We start from the raw sequence: 20,781 nt of genomic DNA on the forward strand, positions 1-20,781 counted from the left end.
CAGTATCCATCGACGATCCGGCGCAGACGAGACAGCGCCACACAACGGGCATCGCCGACGCCGGGTCACGGCGGCTGAGCGGTGGTCATGTGTCCCTGAGGGCTGCGGCGGATGTCCTCCTCGCACCGTCGATCGAGACGAGCGAGTATCGGCAACGGCCGCCGACTACGCCACGAAGGCGATCGGACCCTCGCAGAAGTCGATGCGGTTGTCCTGGGGGCTGGCGGCGACGATGTCGCTCACCTCCGCGAAGGGGAACTGATCATCCTCGAGGTACTCGTCGACGGCCGTGATCCGCACCGTCACCACCTCGCCGTCGATCGTGGCCTCGACCCCGAGCGGCCCGTCGCGGTCTGTCTCGGCCGAGAAGCCAGTCACACCGGGAAACGGCACGCCCTGCCCGTCCCGGAGCTCGGCGTCGACGTCGACCACCGCCTCCACGTCAGCCGTCACCTGTCGGCGTGACTCGAACCGGCCGGCGAACGTCGGGTCGAGGACGACGCCGTCGCCGTCGCCGTCGGGATCGGCGCGCAGCGCGAGCACCACTTCATGGCCGGTGTCGAACCTCGTGACCAAGCGCCACGGCTCGACCAGCTCCGGGTCGACGTCTTCGGCGGAGCCCGCCACATCGACGCCGAGCCGGTAGACCACCACGATCGTCCCCGGCGCCTCGAGACCGACCTCGGTCGCGACCAGGTCCACGAGACCAGCCGGGACCCGTTCGTCGGGATCGGCGGTCTGGTCGACGACCGAGTTGTTCAACCCGGTGTCGCCCTCGTCGTCGACGCACGACACCGACCCCAACGTGTCGCCGTCGGCCGGTTCGCCATCTGCGCAGCCGAACAGTCCACCGATGACGGCTGCCGCCGCCCACACCCCAGCTCGCATGTGCGCCCTCCTCGCCCGATCCAGAGCCGACTGTAGCTCGGGCAGCGTGGTCGCTCAGGAGCGCAGATCGCCCGATTTCGGCGCTGTCACGAACATCTTCGAGCGCTCGGCAACGCTCGCCGACGTCGAATGGGTGTCGGAGTTGTGGTGTCCTGCACGATGTAGGGGTGATGGAGGACGAGACCGAGCGGGTTGACCACGCCGCCGAGCTGTTGCGTGTCTACGACGAAGCGTCCGACGAGGTGTTCCGCTACGTCCACGCACGCTGCGGCAACCGCAGCGTCGCTGAAGACGTGACCGCCGAGACGTTCCTCGCTGCGGTCGGTCAGGTGAACCGTGACCAGGTCGATCGGGTGACCGTTGCCTGGCTGATCGGGATCGCCCGTCACAAGCTCATCGACCACTGGCGACGCGCCGAGCGTCGTCCGCGGACGACGGTGCTGCACGAGACCTCCGTCCACCAGGACGCGCTCGAAACGATGAACGGCGAGGACCCGTGGGATCAGTTGCTCGACCGTCGCGGGGTCTGTGCAGTGATGCAAGAACTCGGTGCGCACCATCGCAGCGCGCTCGTGTTGCGGTACTTCGACGGTCTCTCCGTGCCCGAAGTCGCTGATCATCTCGGCCGCACCGTTCACGCGACCGAGACGCTGCTGGTTCGGGCTCGACGCGCGTTCCGACGACTGTACGAACGAGACGAGGCGGGTGCGTCATGACCGAGAACCACGATCCGTTCGAGCAGATGTCCGAGTTCGCAACCGACGATCGGTCGATCGACCCCGAGTTCGCCGAACGCTTGCGCGGACGCGTCGAACGGGCTCTGTTGTCGTCGGGAAACGCACCGGCGTCCGATCACCGTTTCGATCTCGGCGGTGCGGTGCGTTCCGTGTCCGACGACGCCGCCCGCCGGGGTCGCGGCGAGCCCTCTCGAACCCAACCGAACCTCCAGAAGGAGAACCACGTCATGTCCCAGGTCATCACCCCGTACATCTGCGTCCACGATGCCACCGACGCGCTCGACTGGTACCGCGAGCACTTCGGCGCCGACGTCTCGAACGTCGTGCCGTGGGAGGGCAAGATCGGACACGCCGAACTGAACGTCGCCGGCGCGGTGTTCTACCTCAGCGACGAGGCGCCCGCCCTCGGTGTGCGCGCACCCGCTCGCGACGGTTCGCACACGTCGACGAGCATCGTGATCCAGGTCGCCGTCGTGGAGGAGTTCGTCGAACGCGCGACTGCGGGCGGCGCCGTCGTGCAGCGTCCGATCGAAGAGGCGCACGGTTCGCGCAGCGCTTGGATCGTCGATCCGTACGGACATCGGTGGAACGTCGGCACACCGGTGTACGACGACGTGGCGATGGCATCTCGTCGAGGGCCGTCGGAGCCCTACTACATGACCCTCTCCTCAGCAGACGTCGATCGCGCGGCAGCGTTCTACGGCGCGGTGCTCGGCTGGGAGTTCCACGCCCAGGACCACGGTGGCCAGCACGTCGTGAACACCACGATGCCGATCGGCCTCCGAGCCACCAGGAACCCGTATGGAGACACCGATCCGGGGGAGATCCAGATGTGGTTCACCGCCCGCGACTTCGACGACGCCGTCGAACGCGTACGCACCGCCGGTGGCACCGTGGTCGAACTCAACGCCCACGACTCGGGCCGTGAGGCGATCTGCGACGACGACCAGGGAGTGCGCTTCAAGCTCAGCGAGCCCGCACCCGGCTACGACCGGTAGAAGGTCCGACGCAACCCCGTCGTCGACCGACGTCACCCGCGCGCATCGATCGCTGATCTCGACCGGCCGATCTCGCACAGCCGATCGCTCCCGGTCCTGCCGATCCGATCGGTCTGCGGGATCGGGAACGACCGTTGTCGTGCGTCCCCTGCGGCGCGAGTCGGCCGCTGGAGTGGTGGCGTACGGAGCGAATCGGGCGCGTTCTCGGATCGTGCTGCGGTCATGATGATGTCGTGGCCAGCGGGATCGAACGGACAGAGGACGATCTGGCCGACGAGCGGCCGACGCCGGCTCGGATCGCCGGACCGTTGATCGATCGTGTGCGTCGTGAACTCGAGGTCGGGTCGCCGGTGTTCGTCGCGATCGATGGACGCAGCGGTGCGGGGAAGTCGAGCGTGAGCAAGGCCATGGTCGAGGCGTTCGGCGTGTCGGGATCATCGGACCCGATGGTGACGTTGATCGAAGGCGATCAGTTCTATGCAGGTGGGAGCGCTCTGACCTGGGACTCGCGTCCGGTGGCGGAGCGAGCGGACCGGGTGATCGATTGGCGCCGTCAACGTCGGCTGCTGTCGCAGCTGCGTGCGACGGGCGTGGGGTCGTGGCAGTCGTTCGACTGGGACGCCGACGACTGGGACGCCGACGACGTGCCGTTGCAGACCACCCCGATCCGAACGGTGATCGCACCGGTCGTGGTCCTCGAGGGCGCGTACAGCGCTCGACCCGAACTCCACGATCTCCTCGATCTGAGAGTGCTCCTCGAGGTGCCGCCCGAGGTTCGACGGCGCCAACTCCTGGCACGTGAGGGTGAGGAGTATCGAGCGGACTGGGAGGCGCGATGGTCCGGGGCCGAGGACCACTACTTCGGCACGGTCATGCCACGCGACCGCTTCGACCTGATCCTCGGTGACGACAACCCGTCCTCGACCTGATCGACCGACAACCGTCTGCGGTGTTGTCGTGATGAGCTCTTGACGGTGGTCGCGGTGCGGGTGCCATCGGCCGTCACCGGGCTCGTCGGAGGGTGGCGGTGTGTCGGGATCTGGGGAGCGACGACTGCCGCGAGGACGAGGGCGGCCCCGGCGAGTTGTGTTGCGGTGAGGGTCTGGTCGAGCAGTGCCCATCCGGCGACCGTGGCGACGAGTGGGCTGAGGAGCCCGAGGAAGCTGATGATGCTGACTGGTAGACGTTGGATCCCGGCGAACCAGTTGACGTAGGCGGCTCCGGTGCCGACGACGGCGAGCCACGAGAACCCGGCGACGTTGGTCGCGGTGATCTCTCCTGGCAGCCCTTCGTAGACGATGACGATCGGTACGAGCAAGAACCCTCCGAGACCGAGCTGCCAACCGGTGAAGGTCACGAGGTCGACGGGGCGGCCCCAGTGTTTGGTGAGCACGACGCCGGTCGCCATGCAGAGGGTGCCTGCGACTGCGGCGGCGATGCCGACCGAGTCCAGCGCGGCGTCCGGGCCCAGCACGAGCATCGCGACTCCGGCGACCCCCGCGGCTCCCGCCGCTGCTGTGCGACGGGTGAAGGCCTCGCCCAGCACGACGACTGCGATGCCTGCGGCAACGAGTGGTTGGATCGCGCCAGCGGTGGCTGCCACCCCGCCTGGCAGCCGGAACGCTGCGACGAACAGCAGGGCGAAGAATGCTCCGATGTTCAAGGTGCCGAGGAGCGCGGCGCGCCACCACCAGGCACCGGTCGGGAGACGCCGAGACCAGAGAACGAACGCGAGGCCGACGGGGAGTGCGCGTACGCAGCCTGCGAGGAGCGGTCGCCCAGCGGGGAGCCACTCGGTGGCGACGATGTAGGTGGTGCCCCACACCGCCGGCGTGAGCGCGGTCCGAGCAGTGATCCACGCGATCGAGATATCTCTTGACATGAAGATAACTTATCTTGCATCTCTCTTGACATCAAGAGACAATGAGGTACATGGAAACGGAGACTTCCTCGGACCGGTCGGATGACCACGTCGATGTGATCGTCGAGCAGTGGGGGCGCGAGCGACCCGAGGTCGACGTGTCGGCGATGGCGATCATCGGGAGAATCACCCGGCTCGACAAGCTGATCCGACCTCGACTCGATGCGGTGTTCGCCCGACACGGTCTCGAATCGTGGGAGTTCGACGTCCTCGCAACACTGCTCCGCCACGGCGACCCGTATCAGCTCACACCCGGGCAACTCCTCGAGTCGATGATGATCACGTCTGGCGCCATGACCAACCGGATCGACCGACTCGAACAGCGCGGCCTCGTGAAGCGGGCCAAGAGCCCGTCGGACGGCCGCCAAGTGCTCGTCGTGCTCACCGAGAAGGGCCTCGAAACGGTGGATGCCGCTCTCGTCGACCACGCCGCGAACGAACGCGAGATCGTTGACGCCCTCACGTCGGGGCAACGCGACCAACTGGTCGACCTGCTTCGCCGCCTCGTTCACGGTGTCGCTGAACAACCGCACCGCGAGTAGCGCGCATCCTCCACTGGCGCGGGTCCGAACGTTGTGGGCGGAGTGCTCGTTACGGAGAATCAGAGCAACCGGAGATCCCCTGTCGCTTGCACGGAGATCGTGCCGGAGGGGTCGACGAGGACGAGTTCGACCGGGACGTCGTCGACGGGCTCGAGCTGTGTGAAGTCGGGGAAGATCTCCACCTCCCTCACGGGGCGCCGAACGAAGTTCACGGAGCCGTCCCGCTGACAGGCGAGTCGGTTCTCACCGAAGAGTTCGTCACCGAGGTCGGCAACCGTGTCACGCCAGACGGGGATGCCCCTCCCGGATGTCGCGTCGACGTCGTGTCCGACCGTCACCGCCACATCCAGGCACGCGAAACAGACCGTCGAACGGTTCCTTTCGATGTCCGAAATCGGATCTCGGCGATGACCCATCGGAGCACATGAGCTCGGGACGCGAAATCAACGCAACGTGCTCCGGACGCCTTCTCCCGGGAATAGACCCGGGGTTGGCGGGTAGGAGGACCTCATGAGCCCGACATCAGTCATACCCGACAAGTATCTCCGGATCTACCTCAGCGACCATCGCAGCGCAGCCGCGGGTGGGATCCGCCTTGCGCGCCGTTGCCGCGGCAACAACGTCGGCAGCGAACTGGGGCGGTTCCTCGACACCTTGGTCGACGAGGTGAGCCAGGACGTCGCGACCCTGGACCAGATCATGGAGGAGGTCGGAACTCGGAGGAACCCGGTCAAACACGTGTTGGTCGTGATCGGTGAACGATTGGCCCGCCTCAAGCCGAACGGCCGACTTCGTGGGTACTCACCGCTCTCGAGAGTCATCGAACTGGAAGGTCTGATCGCCGGCGTCCACGCCAAACAGCGACTCTGGCACGGCGTCGGCGCCGGTCGGCACGGCATCGACTCCGACCTTCTCGACGAGATGATCGAACGCGCCGACCGACAGCTGAATCGGCTGGAGGCCTTCCATCACACCGCGACCAGCGAGGCTTTCGACCGATCGAGTCGGACCTGAGCCGTCGCCTCCGTCATCACGGTGACGACGCTCGTCCGCACTCCGGTGTGAACGGCACGTCAGGCGATCCAGGTCGGGTGCACGGGTCACGGGACCACGAAGTCGAGTCGTCGGCGCCGGAGAGCAGCCGGTGCTCGTGTGCGAGACGACACCGGCCGACACCACGACCACGACGACCGCACCGAGCACGTCGAGAAGGTAGTGGTTCGCCGTGGCCATCGTGATCGCGGCGACGGTGACCGGGTACATCAGCACCGCGAGCGCCGGTCCTCGTCGACGCCCTGACAGGAGCGCTGCCGCGGCGATGACGGCGAAGATCACGTGGCCGCTCGGAAACGCCGCATAAGGCGACTGGAGCACGTCCCATGTCGAGCTGGCGTCGGAGTCCGAGAGCAGACGCGGAGGCGCAGTCGGGACCAGCACGTAGCACGCCATCGTGGTGACCTGGCTCACGACGAACACCCTCCGGAGGTGTCGATACCGGTCCGGTTGCGACCAGGCGAGCCAGCATCCGGCCCCGACCAGGACCGTGACGTGCGCACCGAAGTACACCCCGTTCGCCACGAGTTCGACGATGGGGAAACGTTCGATCCATGTCGCCAGTGGTCTCCAGAGGTCGAGCCCCAGAGACGCCTCCCAGCGATCGATGGCCCGGCCCCGCGCGATCGCCTCGGTGCGCGTGCGGGGTGCGGTCGTTGCGACCAATGGGAACAGACAGAACAGACCGACAACGATCGGCACTTCACGCGCTGCGCGGAGCCCGGGGCCCCGTCGACCGGGGCTCGGGCGACGATCGGCGGTTCCGGATTCGACGACCGCGACCCGAGTCTCGGGGCCCAGGCGTCCGGCTCCCGCGCCTTCCTCGGTGCGCCGCCGTGTGTGCGTGAGGTCGACGGTCACTCGTCGACGGGACCGAGGTCTTCGTCGACCCGCTCGACGACCGTGTCCGTGACGCTGCGGGAGTCTTCTTCATCGCTCGTGCGAGCGGTACCGACGTGCCTACGGCCAGCGAGAGCCCCGGTCGTCACGAGACGCCCGATCGCCGGGGCCGTGTTGGTGATGTTCATCCTGTCTCCTCCTGGAGGCGGTCATCGTCCGTTGCCGCTGCGTACCCAGGTCGCAACCGCGGCATTCGCGAACGCGTCCGAGTTCCGTCACGGTTCGCCGCGGCTAGAACGTCCGTGTGGACATCGACGTGCCGGAGCTCGTTCGCACACGTGCGCTGTCGAACGGTGCCGCCGGTCGGCAGTGGCTCCACGCACTCCCCGACGTCCTTGCCGGACTCAGCGATCGGTGGGATCTCACCGTCGGTGCGCCCTTCCGCAGCGGGACCGCCGGCTACGTCGCCGAGGCCACCGATTCGTCGGGACGCGCGTGTGTGGTGAAGGTCGCGATGCCTCTCGACATGGACGAACACGATGCGTTCGTCCGCAGCGTCGTCGCTCATCGGATCGCTGCGGGCCAGGGATGCGTCGTCGTCCTCGACGCCGATCCGAGCGTGCCGGCGATGTTGATGGAGAGACTCGGTCCGAACCTCGCCGAACTCGGCTACGACGTCGATCAGATCTTGGCAACGATCGCGACGACGCTGACGACGTTCTGGCGGCCGGTCGACGTCGATCATTCGTTGCCGACCGGCGCCGACAAAGCGCAGTGGCTCGCGGAGTACGTCGACTCGACGTGGACCGAACTCGGCGAACCGTGCAGCCGGCGGGTCATCGATCGAGCGATCGCCTACTGCGACCGCAGAACCGTTGCGTTCGACCCCGCCACGGCTGTTCTCGTGCATGGCGACGCCCACGGCTGGAACACCCTCGCCGTCGGTGACGGAACGTTCAAGTTCGTCGACGTCGAAGGTCTCGCATCCGAACCCGCACACGACCTCAGTGTCGTGATGCGCGAGTACAACGAGCCACTCCTCGACGGTGACACGGCACGACTCACACGCGATCGTGCAAACATGCTCGCCGATCGGTGCGGCGTCGATCCCGTCGCGGTCTGGGAATGGGGATTCATCGAGCGCGTCTCGACCGGCCTCGCCAACATCCGAGAACTCGGCGCCACGCAGGGAACATCGTTCCTCGAGGTCGCTCGACGCTGTCTGTAGATCAGCTCGAACCGGATCGGGGTCAGCGGCGGGTCGACGGGTCGCGGTCTTCCTCGTCGGCGGATCGCGTATCGTTGCGAGATCGGCGAGCGCAAGGTGGCACTGCTGCGGGGTATCAACCTCGGCAAGCGTCGGGTGACGAACGCGCGTCTCACCGACCTGTTCGAGCTCGCCGGGTGCACCGGGGTGTCGACGTTCCAGGCCGCCGGCAACGTCCTGTTCGAAGATGGACCCAGCGTCGCAGTCATCCGCTCGACGCTCGAGGAGGGCCTCGGCTTCGACGTCGCCGTGTACCTGCGCACCGCAGCCGAGATGGCCCACATCGCCACTGCGCCGCCGTTCGCAGACCTCCACCTCGAGAAGCCGGCGTCACTGCTCGTCAGCTTCTTCGACGGTGAGGTCCCCGAGACGGTGGAGGCGGCGTCGAACGATGTCGACGTCTTGCGCGCCGACGGCCGTGAGCTCTACTGGCTGGCCGGTCGCGGCGTGGCCAAGACCACACTCGACTGGCGCCCCGTGGAGAAGCAGTTGCCCGACCCCGGGACGAACAGGAACATCAACACCGTCAGATCGCTCGCCTCCAAGCTTGCGCTCTGACCGGACTGGCGATCGGCGACCGAGGGTTCGGGCCGACGCCGGAGGTGAGCCGTTGCGACGGCCGTCGGTTCCGAGTCAGAGGAAGCCAGCTGCCCCGACCCCACCAACCGGTGAGACTCCCCCGGCCCCAGCACGACCCAGACTCACCGCAACACCCGACCCCCAGGCGTCGCACGGTGCGTCGTGTCGTCGGCTGCGCCGCCTCCTCGTGGCGATCGGCGGTGACCGCGGATTGAAACCGTCGAAGAGGGGTATGACGGGCCCGATGTCTGCCGAGCGACCGTCCGCCACCCCTACGACCGTCGGCATCGTGGTGAACGGGCGCCGACGTCACGCCACGGTCGAGGCGGGAGATTCCCTCCTCACCACCGTGCGTGAGGGCTTCGGCCTGACCGGTGCGAAGCCGGCCTGCGAGGTCGGGACGTGCGGGGCCTGCACCGTGTTGCTCGACGACGAGGCCGTGTATTCCTGTCTCGTGCTCGGCGTCGAGTGCGAAGACCGGCGCGTGGACACGGTCGAGGGCCTCGCCGACCACGGCGAGTTGTCGCGGCTTCAGGACGCATTCATCGAATGCGATGCGTTGCAGTGCGGTTTCTGCACGTCGGGCCAACTGATGAGTCTCGAAGGGCTCCGTCGAGCCGAGCCCGAGCCGACCTCGGAGGACATCGAACGGGCTGTCCAGGGCAACCTCTGCCGCTGCGGCGCCTATCGCCACATCCTCGATGCCGCCGAGGTGGCACTCACCGTTCGGAGCGCGTCATGAGAGCGGCGGAACTCGACGATCTCACCGAAGCCGGAGTCGAACGAGTCGGCCGGCCGATTCCACGGGTCGACGCCGTGGACAAGGTCACGGGCCGTGCCCGCTACAGCGCCGACATCTCGCTCCCGGGTCAGTTGGTCGGCGTCATCGTGCGCAGCGAACGGCCTCACGCCGCGATCGCTTCGATCGACACGAACGCAGCCTGCGCCATCGAGGGCGTGGCCGCCGTGATGACCGGTGCCGACGTGAGCGAGTACGCCTGGTACGAGGACGACGAGCCGCTGCTCCCCCGAGTCGGTGACATCGTGCGCTTCGTCGGTGACGACGTCGCCGTCGTCGTTGCAGAAACCGAATCGATCGCTCGGCGGGCGGCGTCAGTGGTCGAGGTCCGTTACGACGACCTCGAGCCGCTCACCGATGTCGAACATGTCGACGACGATGATGCCCCGATGCTGCTCGGCAACGACGAGATCGAGACCGAGGAGGAGGGCCGCGGCGACGTCGAAACCGCATTCACTCGCGCCGACCTCCTCGTCGAAGGTGTGTTCCACACGCCGACCGCGGTGCACAACGCGATGGAACCCCATGGCGCGGTGGCCGACTGGCGCGGAGAGCAGGTCGACGTGTACACCTCGACGCAGGGCATCAACGACGTACGGGAGCACCTCGCCGAGCGGCTCGGAATCGACCACTCCCAGGTGCGCGTGATCTGTGAGTACATGGGCGGTGGATTCGGTGCCAAGCAGGTGCCCTGGAAACCGACGATGCTCGCGGTGGTCGCATCGAAGCTCACCGGGGCGCCGGTGAAGGTGATGAACGACCGACGGTCCGAGAACCTCGCTGCAGGCAAGCGCAACGCCACCGTTCAGCGAGTCCGGATCGGGGCGATGAAGAACGGCAGCATCGTGGCCATCGACGCCGAGATCGACGCCGAGGTCGGCGCGTATTCGGTGCCGGGCGAAGCATCCGCGGTACACGGGCCGTACCTCTTCCTGTACCAGTGCGACGACGTGCGCGTCCGCACCCGGCGCCTTCGTTCGAACCTCGGGCCGGCCGTTGCGTTCCGTGGGCCCGGCTACCTCGAATCGACCTTCGTGCTCGAGTCGCTGATGGACGAACTCGCCGTGGAGCTCGGCATCGATCCGATCGACTTGCGCCGCCGCAACCACGCCGGGCGCAACCAGCAGGAAGACGTCGCGTGGTCTCATCCCGACGGCATCCTCCGCTCCTACGAGCGGGTCGCCGAGGAATCGGGATGGGCGAACTCGTTCGATCGCCAAGCGTCCGAACGCATACGCCGCGGCCGCGGGTTCGCCGCCCACGACTGGGTCGCTGCCGGTGCGATGCCGCCGGGACACGCAACGGTCGAGTTCAACTTCGACGGCTCCGTCCACGTCGGCCTGTCCGCGCAGGATCTGGGAACCGGAACACGCACCGTGCTCAGCCAGGTGGTCGCCGATGCGATGGGAGTCGACCTGTCCCACATCCGCCTCAGCCTCGGCGACACGTCGACAGGCCCACCGGCGCCGACCAGCGCAGGAAGTGCCACGGTACCGACCATGGCGCCCGCCGTTCGCGCCGCTGCACTCGCTGCGGTCGACGATCTCCTCGACGCCGCGGCCGAACACCTCGGGGTCGACCGGAGCACACTCTCGTTCGATGGTTCCAACGTGAGCAGCACCGTTGCCGATGTCCCCGATCAACCACTCACCGATCTGTGCGCCGATCTCTCGCCGCGAGTCGTCCACGGCTGGGGCTCGAAGGAAGCGACGCCCGACGACGTGAGCCCCCGGGCTCAGGGCTCGGCCGAAGCGGAGGTCGAGGTCGACCTCGACACCGGAGCGGTGCGGGTCACTCGCATCGTCGTCGGCCCGGACTGCGGGCGCATCCTGAACAGGCGGCTCGCGGACAGCCAGGTACTGGGTGGAGTCACCCAGGGCATCGGGTTCGCGCTGACCGAGCGCCAGTTCGTCGATCACCACCTCGGGACGGTCATGAACCCCGACCTCAACGAGTATCTGCTACCGACCGCGTCGGATACGTGCGAGATCGTGCATGCCGTACTCGACATCCCCGACCTGGCCGCCAACGAAGTCGGCGCCAAGGGCATCGGCGAACTCCCGCTGCTGCCCGTACCCGCCGCCATCGCCAATGCCGTCCACGACGCGATCGGGATCCGCTTCCGCGACCTCCCGATCACACGCAAGCGGGTGCTCGACGCGCTGACGGCGCGTGACACATCGACAAGGAACGACGAGCAGGAATCCTCATGAGTCTCCACCCGATCGCCGAGCGGTACATCCGCGCCGACAACCTCGAGGACCTGACGCTCGAACTTCTCGACGAGTCGAGCGCCTATTTCGCGGGCGGGACCGACATGATCCCTCTCCAGCTCTCGGGGGTGACGTCGGTGGACACGTTGGTCGACGTGAAGGCCACGGGGCTCGATCGATCGATCGAGCGTGACGGCGACCAGTGGCAAATCGGCGCACTCACGACGCTCGCCGACCTCGAGGACCACGAGGGGTTGGCCGACGACATCAGCGCGATCCGCGCGGCGCTGCGTCAGGTGGCCACGCGACAGATCCGGAATCGGGCGACGATCGGTGGGAACCTGCTCCAACGTCCGCGCTGCAGCTACTTCCGTGACGCACAGATCGATTGCTGGATGAAAGGTGGCGACGGCTGCCCAGCCCGCGACGGGCTCACCGAGTACCTCGGAGTCGTCCCGAACGACACCCCGTGCATCGCCGTCCAGCCGTCCGACCTCGCATCGGTTCTCGTGATGGCAGGTGCCTCGGTGGAGATCTCGTCGCCCCGCGGGACTCGCCACGTCGACGTCGCCGATCTGCTCGCAGTCCCCACCCCTGACCGTCGATCACTGCACTCGTTGGAACACGGTGAGATCATCCGATCCGTCACGATCCCCGCCGGCAACCACCGCCGAAGCACGTACCTCAAGGCCATGGATCGCGCCGTGTGGCAGTTCGCGCTGGTCGGTCTCGCCGCCTCGGTGACATTGGACGATGATGGCACCGTCTCGAAGGCGTCACTGGTTGCATCCGGAGTCGGTGCCGTTCCTCACGTGCTCTCTGCCAGTGCCGCAGCTCTCGTCGGCAAGCCGCTCGACGCGACCACCATCGGGACGTGTGCGGAGCTCGCCGTCGATGGCCTCCGGCCGATGAGCGACAACGGATACAAGCTCAGCCTGCTGGCCGGTCTCGTCCACCGTTCGCTCTCCTGACTCCGACCTTGGCGGCGGGATCCGGTGGTGGAGCACAGGGTGCAGCTCGCCGCTCGACGACGAATCGCCGCCGATCGTCGTGGGTACTCGCGGATTCATGCAACTCGATCAGGTGTCGCGAATCATGAAGTCCGTCTCTCCGCCCGCTCCGGGCCGTGCTCGCAGCGTCGGATCTGCACTCCCGCACAGCACGGACGGGGATGACGGAACTACGTCGGGAACGCCCGACGTTCGATCGGATCGGACGCGCCGGTCGTGAACGTCGTGGTCATCGTGCTGGGCGCAGTCGCCGCCGTCGGCGTGATCGGATGGATGTTCCTTCAGCGAAACGTGCCGGAGGAGATGTCGACCCACGACGACACCCCACCCACGACCACGTCGGAGGAGTTGTACGAAGGAGCCGACCGACCCGCCGGACCAGACGCCGAGGTCATGGATCCCGACGCGCTGGGCGGGGACCACCGGCCCCCAGCATCGTCGTCCCCGGAGGCAGACGCCGAGGCGTGACGACGGGCGCGACCCTGCACTTCGACGAGGTCCGACATCAGCCGTTCAGCCCGGGACGTTTCGGCCCGAGTTGCCGGCGGCGATCCGGCGCAGATCGAGTGCTTCGTCGAGGACGTCAGGGTCGACGCCTCGCTCGCGTGCGACGCTCCGCAACGGCCGACCCGTGGCGTGTGCTTCGTTCACGATGTCGCTGGCGGCGTCGTATCCGATCGCCGGGTTGAGTGCCGTCGCACTCGCCAAGGTCAACTCGGCCAGTTCGTTGCACCGCTCGACGTTCGCTTCCATCCCCACGACACACTTCGACAGCAAGGCGTCGACAGCGGTGGCGAGGAGTTCGGCCGACTGGATGATGTTCCGAGCCATCACCGGGATCATGACGTTCAACTCGAAGTTGCCCTGGGAACCGGCGAAGGAGATCGCAGCGTCGTTGCCGATCACCTGGACGCACACCTGCAGGACCGCCTCGGGGATCACCGGATTGACCTTGCCGGGCATGATCGACGATCCCTTCTGCAGCGCTGGCAGTTCGAGCTCGCCGAGCCCTGCTCGAGGCCCGCTCGCCATCCATCGCACGTCGTTGCAGATCTTCATCAATGCCCCGGCGGCGACCTTGAGTGCCCCGGACAACGCCACGAGGCCGTCTCGGGCACCCTGCACAGCGAAACGGTCTCGCGGTTCGGCGATGTAGCCGGCGAGTTCCGCATTGGTCGTCTCGCCCAGTCGCAACAGCACCCGAGCAGCGAAGTCGGGATGGGTGTTGAGGCCCGAGCCCACCGCCGTGCCACCGAGCGGTACCTGCCCCACGAAGGGCAGTGTCATCGCGATGTGGGCACGGGCACTCCGGACTTGTTCTGCGTACCCTCCGAACTCCTGGCCCAACGTGACCGGTACCGCGTCCATCAGGTGGGTCCGGCCGGCCTTCACGACATCTGCGAAGTCGTCGGAGCGAGTGGCCAACCCCACGACCAGAGCGTCGAGTGCGGGGAGCAGGACATCATGGGTCACCTCGAGCGCTGCCAGATGCACGGCTGTCGGGAAGACGTCGTTGGAACTCTGCCCGAGGTTCACGTGATCGTTCGGGTGAGCTTCCCCATCGCACAGGGCACTGATGACCTCGTTGACGTTCATGTTCGACGAGGTACCGGAACCTGTCTGAAAGACGTCGACCGGGAACTGATCGTCGTACCGACCTGCGGCGATCTCGTCACCGGCTGCAGCGATCCGTGCGGCGAGACCGTCGTCGAGCAGACCCAGTTCAGCGTTCACGAGCGCCGCTGCGCTCTTCACCCGGCCGAGCCAATGGATCACCCGAGCCGGGATCGCTTCGCCCGAGATCGCGAAGTTCTCGACGGCCTTGTCCGTCTCCGGTCCCCACAGTCGATTCTCCGAAGCTGAGCTGCTCATGTGGATCGCTCCATCCTTTCATCGTCGTACTCCCCTGGAGATCGGTCGACACCACGGTCCGATACGCCTCCCTCGGTCACGTGGTGCCGGATTCCTGGCCGGATCCACGAGACGGGTGGTTCGCGGAGTACCCAACCCTCGGACAATCATGCTGCGATCGCGCGATCGTCGCCGCACGACCGTGAGCCCGGCACGGTGACCTCGAAGCGTTTCACTGGTCCGAGCGACCGTCAAGGCAGTTGCTCAAAGCAACTGGGTGAAACGGACGATAGATTCGTGGCGTGGCGAAATCCGGTCCTCGAAAGCAAGCGGCCTCGAACGACGACCTCCGTGAACGACTGGTCGACGCAACGGCCCGTGTGCTCGCCCGCGAGGGTTTCGCCCACACCAGCGCCCGTGCGGTCGCCGAAGAAGCCGGAACGGTCAACGGATCGATCTTCTACTACTTCGGATCGATGGACGGTCTGCTCGCCGCAACCGCGAACGTCCTGGCCGATCGAGGCATCGCTCGAATCCGCGAAGGCCTCGGTGGTCCCAGCGCCCACGTCGAATGGCGCAACCGTCTCGGCACCGTGCTCCGCGCCGAGGCCGCCAGTGACGACGGCCATGCAGTGATGGAACTGTTCGTCGGCGCACGCACCTCACCGGCGCTCGCCATCGAGGTCCGCGCGGCGATCGATCGGGCAGTGGACTTCGCCACGTCGGAGCTCGAGCTGGTTCTCGGGTCGTCACCGATCACGCAGCTGATCCCGGTCTCACTCATCGCAGAACTGGCAGCAGCCACCATCCTCGGCGTCGAGATCTTCCAGCAGAACGGACGCGACATCGACCTCGAACGCGTCGCATCCGTCCTCGACCAGGGCATCCGTTTGATCGGTGGCTCCAGCGGATCCGAACGATCGCGGCCGAACGTCTGATGGGTCCGACCCTCTCACCCACCACACGATCGGGAACACCTTCATGACGCATCTCCTCGCACACCGATCCGTTCAGACCGTGGGGTTGCATGGTCGGTGGTGGCTCGTCGCGATCATCGCCGGCGTCGTCCTCGGACCGCTCGATCTCTTCGGTCAGGTCAACGCCCCCTACCCGTGGGCCCACCTCTTCAACTCTCCGGCGGTGTGGGCCGCTGCAGCATTTTCGTATGGACAGTGGGTTCGCCGGCCGCGTGCGGCGGCTGTCGGTGCGGTGATCGTGTTGGTGGTGGGCGTCGAGGCGTACTACCTCGCCGACGTGCTCGTTCGTGACGCCGACCCTGCGAACCTCACGTCGTCGGTCGCCGCCGCGTGGTTGGCGGCCGGAGTCGTCGCCGGTCTGGTGTTCGGCACGTCAGGATCCTGGACCGCGGAGACCTCGGGATGGCGTGCGGTGTCGGGGCGCTCTGCGCTGCCTGCGGTCCTCGGTGCGGAGGCCGTCCACAATCTGCTCCGACTGACCAACGAGCCAGCCGACGGGCGCCCCGACGACCTCGGTCAGTTCGCCGTCCTGCTCTGCGCGCTCTGCATCGTCGCGCTGGTCGCCACGACGCGTCGGATCGACCGGAGCACGACCCTGCGCGTGGCCGCCACGACTGCAGTCGCAGCGGCCGCGATCGGAGCAGCCGTCAACGCACTCCTCTGAGGCACCGCACACCTCACGATGCGCCACCCGGCGCCGAACGATCGGACCGGTCTGGACAGACCGGACGTGCCGATCAGGACCGCGCGCACTGCGGTCTCCTGGGCGTCGACGTCCGGGAGTGGTGTCGGGCTGGAGTGGTGTCGGGATCACGTCGGCCAGAGGCCGACGTCGGCTGCGAACTGGTCCGCGATCTGCTCGACGGTCGTCGCGAGATGATGGGCGAGCCGGACGCTCGTGGCACTGGAGCGTTGCGCCGACCAGTCGAGGAGTTCGTCGAGGCCGTCGGCGAGGTCCGGAGACGCCTGGCTCCATCGCTCGACTGCGTCTGAACGGTCCGTGGTCCAGACCGCATCGTGCACGCTCGCGAGACCGGCGACTGCGAGCAGCGTCTTGCGTGCCACGACGCGTCCGAGGACGCCCGCGTCGCTGTCGCCGAGCCGTTGCCGCCATCGTGCGAGGTGTCGAGCGATGTCACCGTTGAACCCCCGCGCAGCGCGCCGATCGCCTGGGAAGGGCGAGGTGGCGCGGTCGATCTCGGGCCCGGCGAGCCGGACGCAGTAGTGGTGGAGGAAGACGCGAGCGCCGTACGCCTCGTCGTCGTCGCCTCGAAAATCATCCGTCATCGCGGCCGCGATCTCCACGCCGCGACAGAGAGCGGAGAACTCGGTCGACAACGACCTGCCGATCGACGCGGCGCGATCCATCGAGACGCCGACGGTGAGCAGATCGACATCGGACTGCGGAGACCGTGCAGCACCCGTGGCGACGGAGCCGTACACGTAGACGGATGCGTCGGACTCGTCCCGTCCGACTCGTTGGACCGCTGCGTCCAACAGATCGACGTAGCGAACGGGAATCCGCTCGATACCGGCACCGGTGCGGATCTGCCCCGTCGCGGTCAGTCCCTCCAACGGATCACGCACGGGCATCTCTCGATCCGACAGCGACATGCTCGACCTCCATGGACCAGATGGTTGCACGTCGCTCGGAGCAGCGCTTCGGTCAGGGGATGCGGTAGCGGGCGACGGTCGTTCGCACAGCCTCCCCGATCGCGCGTCGTGTCTCTTCGTCGTCGATCAGGGTGAGTTCTGTGAGACTCGACGGATGAGTTCGAGCGGTCCGCCGGCAGTCGCAATCCCCGAGTCGCACGCCGACCTCGTGACCCGCGCGCTCCCGGCCGTGCTCGTCACGTTGATGCCCGACGGACGCCCACAAGCCAGCATCGTCTGGCTGCATCACCATGCTGGCCGACTTTCGCTGAACACCGAGGCGGGCCGCCAGAAGACCCGCAACATGGCGACCGATTCGCGAGCCACACTGCTCATCATCGATCCCGACGATCAGCATCGCTACCTCGAACTCCGCTGCGACGTGACCGGATTCCGATCCGACGGCGCACTCGAGCATCGCGCCGAACTCGATCGAAAGTACCTCGGCCCGGACCACTGGACGGATCCCGCGACCGACCGTGGCGAGCGCCTCATCGTCGACCTGCTGCCCGTGCGCGTCAGCGCGTACGGCTCACGGCCGGACGACGTCGCGCGATCCTGACCGCCACCGGCCACCGAATTCGGCACGCGCTGTCGGCCACACGTGGCGTCGGCGGGCGTCGCCTGGATCGTGCGATCGAGTTCGTGGCGCGCGGGTCGAACCGGGTGATGAGTTGGTGGGCGTCCAGGTCACCTTCTGCGACGGCGGTGGTGATGCGCTGAGCCTCCGACGCAATCGAGGTGACCGGACCACACCTGCGAGTGGGGGATGGTGGGATCCACGTCCAGGTCGGCTACGACTCGACGAAGTCGGCCAGGTTCTCGAGAGACGACGAAAGACCCGCAGCGTGGTCCTCGGCGGAGATCCCGTCGGGTACGTCGTCGGCAACGAACTCGACTCTCGTTCCGCCCGACTCCTCGCGAACGGACCACGTCATGGTCATGGTCCCGGCGAACTCGGGCGCCTCCGACTCGAAGTCCACGGCCTGAACGACGCGTTCATCGGCAACCACGTCGAGGAAGCGAGCCTCGATGACGTCGGAGTCGGACGAACTCTTGCCGGGCGACTCCGATGGATCTGCGTACGTCAGCACGAGACGGTAGGAGCCTCCGGGCGACGGATCGAAACGTTCGAACCGGCCGGTCATGTCACCGGGCGGAAGCCATGCCTCGAGCGCATCTCGATCGACCAGAGCGTCGAACACCACGCCGATCGGGGCGTCGATCAACCGCGATGCGCGGTCGGTACGGGGCACGGACCGAATGTTAGCCCGCGGGTCGAACCCCGGTCCGAACGGGTCGCTCGATCCGACCTGCCGATCGCCGACCGGTGCAGCGCCGCCGGACCGGTGTTCACACGAATGGTCGTGGGCGGGACGAGGACGGGATCAGGGGTCTTCGCACGGGCGGATCGGGTTGCAGAACAGTGGCTCGGTGTAGGCGAGGAGTTCCGATTCGCTGAGCGTGGTCGGTGGGGCGACGGTCGAGTCGGTCGGGGGTGTCTCTGCGGCTGCGGCCGGCTCGCAGATCGCGCCGGCCTGGGCGAGGTCCTGGCAGATGGTGTTCCGACTGATCTGCCAGGACTCCTCGACGAGGGTGGCGCGTCCGAATGGTCGGAACATGACGCCGAGGGCTTCGAGGTCGTAGACGAACCATGCTTCGGTGGGTGAGGTGAACACGAGGTCGACGATCTCGTGGCGGGCATCGCGTAGGTAGCCGGCGTTGGGGCCGTCGAGAGCCTCGGCGATGGCTTGCTCGACACCAACGGCGGAGTCGAGGAGGTCATCGGGTTTGTCACCGAACGGGATGCTCAGGTCGACTGCGAGAGCGAACCGTTCGCGGATGGTCGCCTCGGCGCCGGCCGGATCGGCGGGAGGCTCGCCCGGGTCGGGCAGCTCGGGTCCGGGTGGGACCGTCGGGACGCAGGGCGACGACCCGAGATCGGACTGGCCGTCGTCGGCCAGGGCGAGTGTGAGGAGCGTCGGGTCGATGTCGGCGCCCGACTCGGGACGCAGCGTGAGTGTCGCCTGGTCGAAGGGAACCGAGAAGGACCCCTGGTCGTCGCGAACCATCTCGGCGGTGACTGCGATCGCTGCGACACCGTCGACGAACTCAGCAGACGTGGTCGTGAACCCCTCGCCCTGCATCTCGACCGCGCTGACGGGCAGTTGGGTACGGACGAGGAACACGCTCGTACTGGCGTCTCGGTCGATGCGGAAACTGAACGGTCCAGCTGCCCGAGCGACATGGGTCGGGTGTTCGTCGGACAGCTCTGGCAGAGGGAAGGCATCCCATGCCGATGAGTCGTTGAGGCCTTGGCGCTCGCCCGTCGGGTCTCCGACGATGATCGCCGGCCCGCCGAGGCACTCCTCCGCTGACCCGGTCGGAGCCGTCCATTCGATGTCGAACAGGTCGCCGTAGGACACCTGGCTGAGTCGCACGACGAAGGGCAGGTCGTCGTTCATCACCTCCTCGAAGACCACGGTGGTCTGGTCGAGGTACGGGTCCGCCAGGTCGGGAGGCAGCGTCGATGCGGCTGCCGAACTCGGGGACGCAGGTGGGCTGGGTGAGGTCGGAGGAGCGTCGACGGCGGTGTCGCTCGCCGGGTCTGCTCCGTTCGAGGGTGGAGCCGTTGCGACGGCCGGTGGCCGATCGGTCGTGGCTCGGGGCTCACGATTCGCGACCGCCACGAGCGCGCCGACACCCACGACCCCGATGGCTGCCGCACTCACCACAGCGAGCCGCCGTGAGCGGTTGCGCTTGCGCGACGAACGTCCGATCACGTCGTCGAGATCCGGCTCGGCGTCGATCGCTTCCGCCGTGGCGGCGAGGCGTCGGCTCAACTCCGATTCGTTCGTCATGAGGTTCCTCCTTCGAGATCGCGCCAATCGCCCAACTCATTTCGAAGCTTCACCAACGCTCTCGACACCAGCGGACCAACGGAGCCGGGTCGACAGCCGATGGCGTCGGCGATCTCGACCTCGGTCCGCTGCTCGTAGAACTTCAAGACGACCGCAGCGCGCTGGCGCACGCTCAACACCGCGAGGACGTCGGTCATCTCGTCGACGACCTGGTCGACTGCGCGTTCGCCCGGATCGAGACCAGGCGTCGTGGTCGCGAGCGGGTGACGGATCCGCTCCCACCGCATCCGGCTCCGGCACCCGTTGATGACACTGCGACGCACGTACGCCTTCGGGAAGTCGACGCGATTCCATCTGTCGTGGAGCCCCACGAAGGCATCCTGGACGATGTCACGCGCCACCTCGGGCTGACCGATCGTCAAGGTCGCCAAGCGCACCATCGACACGAACTGGTCGTCGTAGAACGAGGCGAAATCGTGTAGCTCTCGACCCGCGCCACCCCGCTCGATCACTTCGGCCCCATCGCTGCGCATCACACTACGACACGCACGAACCCGCCGAATTCATGCACCCCACGCGGGCCGGGTCATCG

General features: G+C 67.1%; 22 protein-coding genes. 14 read left to right on the forward strand and 8 right to left on the reverse strand.

Annotated elements, in window-relative coordinates; translation table 11 throughout:
- Positions 1 to 165: 165 nt before the first annotated feature.
- Positions 166 to 888: a hypothetical protein gene (locus tag ABJK40_RS04190; protein WP_348479388.1), complete on the reverse strand. Its 723-nt coding sequence runs from the start codon at positions 886 to 888 to the stop codon at positions 166 to 168.
- A 170-nt stretch (positions 889 to 1,058) separates the two neighbouring features.
- Between ABJK40_RS04190 and ABJK40_RS04195 the strand changes: the two genes are divergently transcribed.
- The 3 genes from ABJK40_RS04195 (at position 1,059) to ABJK40_RS04205 (ending at position 3,552) form a co-directional block, all read left to right on the forward strand.
- Entirely contained in the window at positions 1,059 to 1,604 is a 546-nt protein-coding gene (locus ABJK40_RS04195; protein WP_348479389.1) for a sigma-70 family RNA polymerase sigma factor, read from the forward strand.
- A complete protein-coding gene (locus tag ABJK40_RS04200; RefSeq protein ID WP_348479390.1) occupies positions 1,601 to 2,623 on the forward strand; it encodes a VOC family protein in 1,023 nt (340 codons plus the stop codon). The genes ABJK40_RS04195 and ABJK40_RS04200 overlap by 4 nt, the downstream gene beginning before the upstream one ends.
- A gap of 233 nt (positions 2,624 to 2,856) precedes the next feature.
- Positions 2,857 to 3,552, forward strand: coding sequence for a hypothetical protein (locus ABJK40_RS04205; protein ID WP_348479391.1), 696 nt, complete (start codon positions 2,857 to 2,859; stop codon positions 3,550 to 3,552).
- Here the strand turns inward: ABJK40_RS04205 and ABJK40_RS04210 are convergent.
- Positions 3,480 to 4,505, reverse strand: coding sequence for an EamA family transporter (locus ABJK40_RS04210; RefSeq protein WP_348479392.1), 1,026 nt, complete (start codon positions 4,503 to 4,505; stop codon positions 3,480 to 3,482). The two genes, ABJK40_RS04205 and ABJK40_RS04210, sit on opposite strands and share 73 nt — an antisense overlap.
- A 50-nt stretch (positions 4,506 to 4,555) precedes the next feature.
- On the opposite strand from ABJK40_RS04210, the gene ABJK40_RS04215 reads away from it, so the two are divergent.
- Positions 4,556 to 5,086: a MarR family transcriptional regulator gene (locus ABJK40_RS04215; RefSeq protein ID WP_348479393.1), complete on the forward strand. Its 531-nt coding sequence runs from the start codon at positions 4,556 to 4,558 to the stop codon at positions 5,084 to 5,086.
- 59 nt (positions 5,087 to 5,145) lie between these two features.
- Here ABJK40_RS04215 and ABJK40_RS04220 read toward each other — a convergent pair whose 3' ends face one another.
- Positions 5,146 to 5,424: a hypothetical protein gene (locus ABJK40_RS04220; RefSeq protein ID WP_348479394.1), complete on the reverse strand. Its 279-nt coding sequence runs from the start codon at positions 5,422 to 5,424 to the stop codon at positions 5,146 to 5,148.
- 172 nt (positions 5,425 to 5,596) lie between these two features.
- On the opposite strand from ABJK40_RS04220, the gene ABJK40_RS04225 reads away from it, so the two are divergent.
- The 7 genes from ABJK40_RS04225 (at position 5,597) to ABJK40_RS04255 (ending at position 13,315) form a co-directional block, all read left to right on the forward strand.
- On the forward strand, positions 5,597 to 6,100 hold the full coding sequence (locus tag ABJK40_RS04225) for a hypothetical protein (protein WP_348479395.1): 504 nt from the start codon (positions 5,597 to 5,599) through the stop codon (positions 6,098 to 6,100).
- Positions 6,101 to 7,283: 1,183 nt separating this feature from the next.
- A complete protein-coding gene (locus ABJK40_RS04230) occupies positions 7,284 to 8,207 on the forward strand; it encodes an aminoglycoside phosphotransferase family protein (protein ID WP_348479396.1) in 924 nt (307 codons plus the stop codon).
- Positions 8,208 to 8,303: 96 nt separating this feature from the next.
- On the forward strand, positions 8,304 to 8,804 hold the full coding sequence (locus ABJK40_RS04235) for a DUF1697 domain-containing protein (RefSeq protein WP_348479397.1): 501 nt from the start codon (positions 8,304 to 8,306) through the stop codon (positions 8,802 to 8,804).
- Positions 8,805 to 9,069: 265 nt separating this feature from the next.
- Positions 9,070 to 9,567 carry a (2Fe-2S)-binding protein gene (locus ABJK40_RS04240; RefSeq protein ID WP_348479398.1) on the forward strand — a complete coding sequence of 166 codons (498 nt, stop codon included), beginning with the start codon at positions 9,070 to 9,072 and terminating at the stop codon, positions 9,565 to 9,567.
- Positions 9,564 to 11,837 carry a xanthine dehydrogenase family protein molybdopterin-binding subunit gene (locus tag ABJK40_RS04245; RefSeq protein WP_348479399.1) on the forward strand — a complete coding sequence of 758 codons (2,274 nt, stop codon included), beginning with the start codon at positions 9,564 to 9,566 and terminating at the stop codon, positions 11,835 to 11,837. The genes ABJK40_RS04240 and ABJK40_RS04245 overlap by 4 nt, the downstream gene beginning before the upstream one ends.
- On the forward strand, positions 11,834 to 12,808 hold the full coding sequence (locus ABJK40_RS04250) for an FAD binding domain-containing protein (protein WP_348479400.1): 975 nt from the start codon (positions 11,834 to 11,836) through the stop codon (positions 12,806 to 12,808). Before ABJK40_RS04245 ends, ABJK40_RS04250 begins: the two co-directional genes overlap by 4 nt.
- 255 nt (positions 12,809 to 13,063) lie before the next feature.
- Positions 13,064 to 13,315 carry a hypothetical protein gene (locus ABJK40_RS04255; RefSeq protein ID WP_348479401.1) on the forward strand — a complete coding sequence of 84 codons (252 nt, stop codon included), beginning with the start codon at positions 13,064 to 13,066 and terminating at the stop codon, positions 13,313 to 13,315.
- A gap of 45 nt (positions 13,316 to 13,360) precedes the next feature.
- On the opposite strand, the gene ABJK40_RS04260 is transcribed toward ABJK40_RS04255, so the two are convergent.
- Positions 13,361 to 14,719, reverse strand: a complete 1,359-nt coding sequence (locus ABJK40_RS04260; RefSeq protein WP_348479402.1) for a class II fumarate hydratase — start codon at positions 14,717 to 14,719, stop codon at positions 13,361 to 13,363.
- A gap of 281 nt (positions 14,720 to 15,000) precedes the next feature.
- Here ABJK40_RS04260 and ABJK40_RS04265 point away from each other — a divergent pair, with 281 nt between their 5' ends.
- A complete protein-coding gene (locus tag ABJK40_RS04265) occupies positions 15,001 to 15,636 on the forward strand; it encodes a TetR/AcrR family transcriptional regulator (RefSeq protein ID WP_348479403.1) in 636 nt (211 codons plus the stop codon).
- Positions 15,637 to 15,715: 79 nt separating this feature from the next.
- Positions 15,716 to 16,339 carry a DUF6518 family protein gene (locus tag ABJK40_RS04270; protein ID WP_348510166.1) on the forward strand — a complete coding sequence of 208 codons (624 nt, stop codon included), beginning with the start codon at positions 15,716 to 15,718 and terminating at the stop codon, positions 16,337 to 16,339.
- A gap of 146 nt (positions 16,340 to 16,485) precedes the next feature.
- On the opposite strand, the gene ABJK40_RS04275 is transcribed toward ABJK40_RS04270, so the two are convergent.
- A complete protein-coding gene (locus ABJK40_RS04275) occupies positions 16,486 to 17,268 on the reverse strand; it encodes a nucleotidyltransferase domain-containing protein (RefSeq protein ID WP_348510167.1) in 783 nt (260 codons plus the stop codon).
- Between the two features lie 175 nt (positions 17,269 to 17,443).
- On the opposite strand from ABJK40_RS04275, the gene ABJK40_RS04280 reads away from it, so the two are divergent.
- Complete coding sequence (locus tag ABJK40_RS04280) at positions 17,444 to 17,890, forward strand: TIGR03618 family F420-dependent PPOX class oxidoreductase (RefSeq protein ID WP_348479406.1); 447 nt, start codon at positions 17,444 to 17,446, stop codon at positions 17,888 to 17,890.
- A 232-nt stretch (positions 17,891 to 18,122) separates the two neighbouring features.
- Here ABJK40_RS04280 and ABJK40_RS04285 read toward each other — a convergent pair whose 3' ends face one another.
- The 3 genes from ABJK40_RS04285 to ABJK40_RS04295 form a co-directional block, all read right to left on the reverse strand.
- Positions 18,123 to 18,584, reverse strand: coding sequence for an SRPBCC family protein (locus ABJK40_RS04285; RefSeq protein WP_348479407.1), 462 nt, complete (start codon positions 18,582 to 18,584; stop codon positions 18,123 to 18,125).
- A 132-nt stretch (positions 18,585 to 18,716) separates the two neighbouring features.
- A complete protein-coding gene (locus ABJK40_RS04290; RefSeq protein ID WP_348479408.1) occupies positions 18,717 to 20,189 on the reverse strand; it encodes a hypothetical protein in 1,473 nt (490 codons plus the stop codon).
- Positions 20,186 to 20,722 carry a sigma-70 family RNA polymerase sigma factor gene (locus ABJK40_RS04295; RefSeq protein ID WP_348479409.1) on the reverse strand — a complete coding sequence of 179 codons (537 nt, stop codon included), beginning with the start codon at positions 20,720 to 20,722 and terminating at the stop codon, positions 20,186 to 20,188. The genes ABJK40_RS04290 and ABJK40_RS04295 overlap by 4 nt, the downstream gene beginning before the upstream one ends.
- Positions 20,723 to 20,781 lie beyond the last annotated feature (59 nt).

Origin of the sequence: Ilumatobacter sp. (assembly GCF_039969435.1) — a bacterium.
Taxonomy (GTDB): Bacteria; Actinomycetota; Acidimicrobiia; order Acidimicrobiales; family Ilumatobacteraceae; genus Ilumatobacter_A.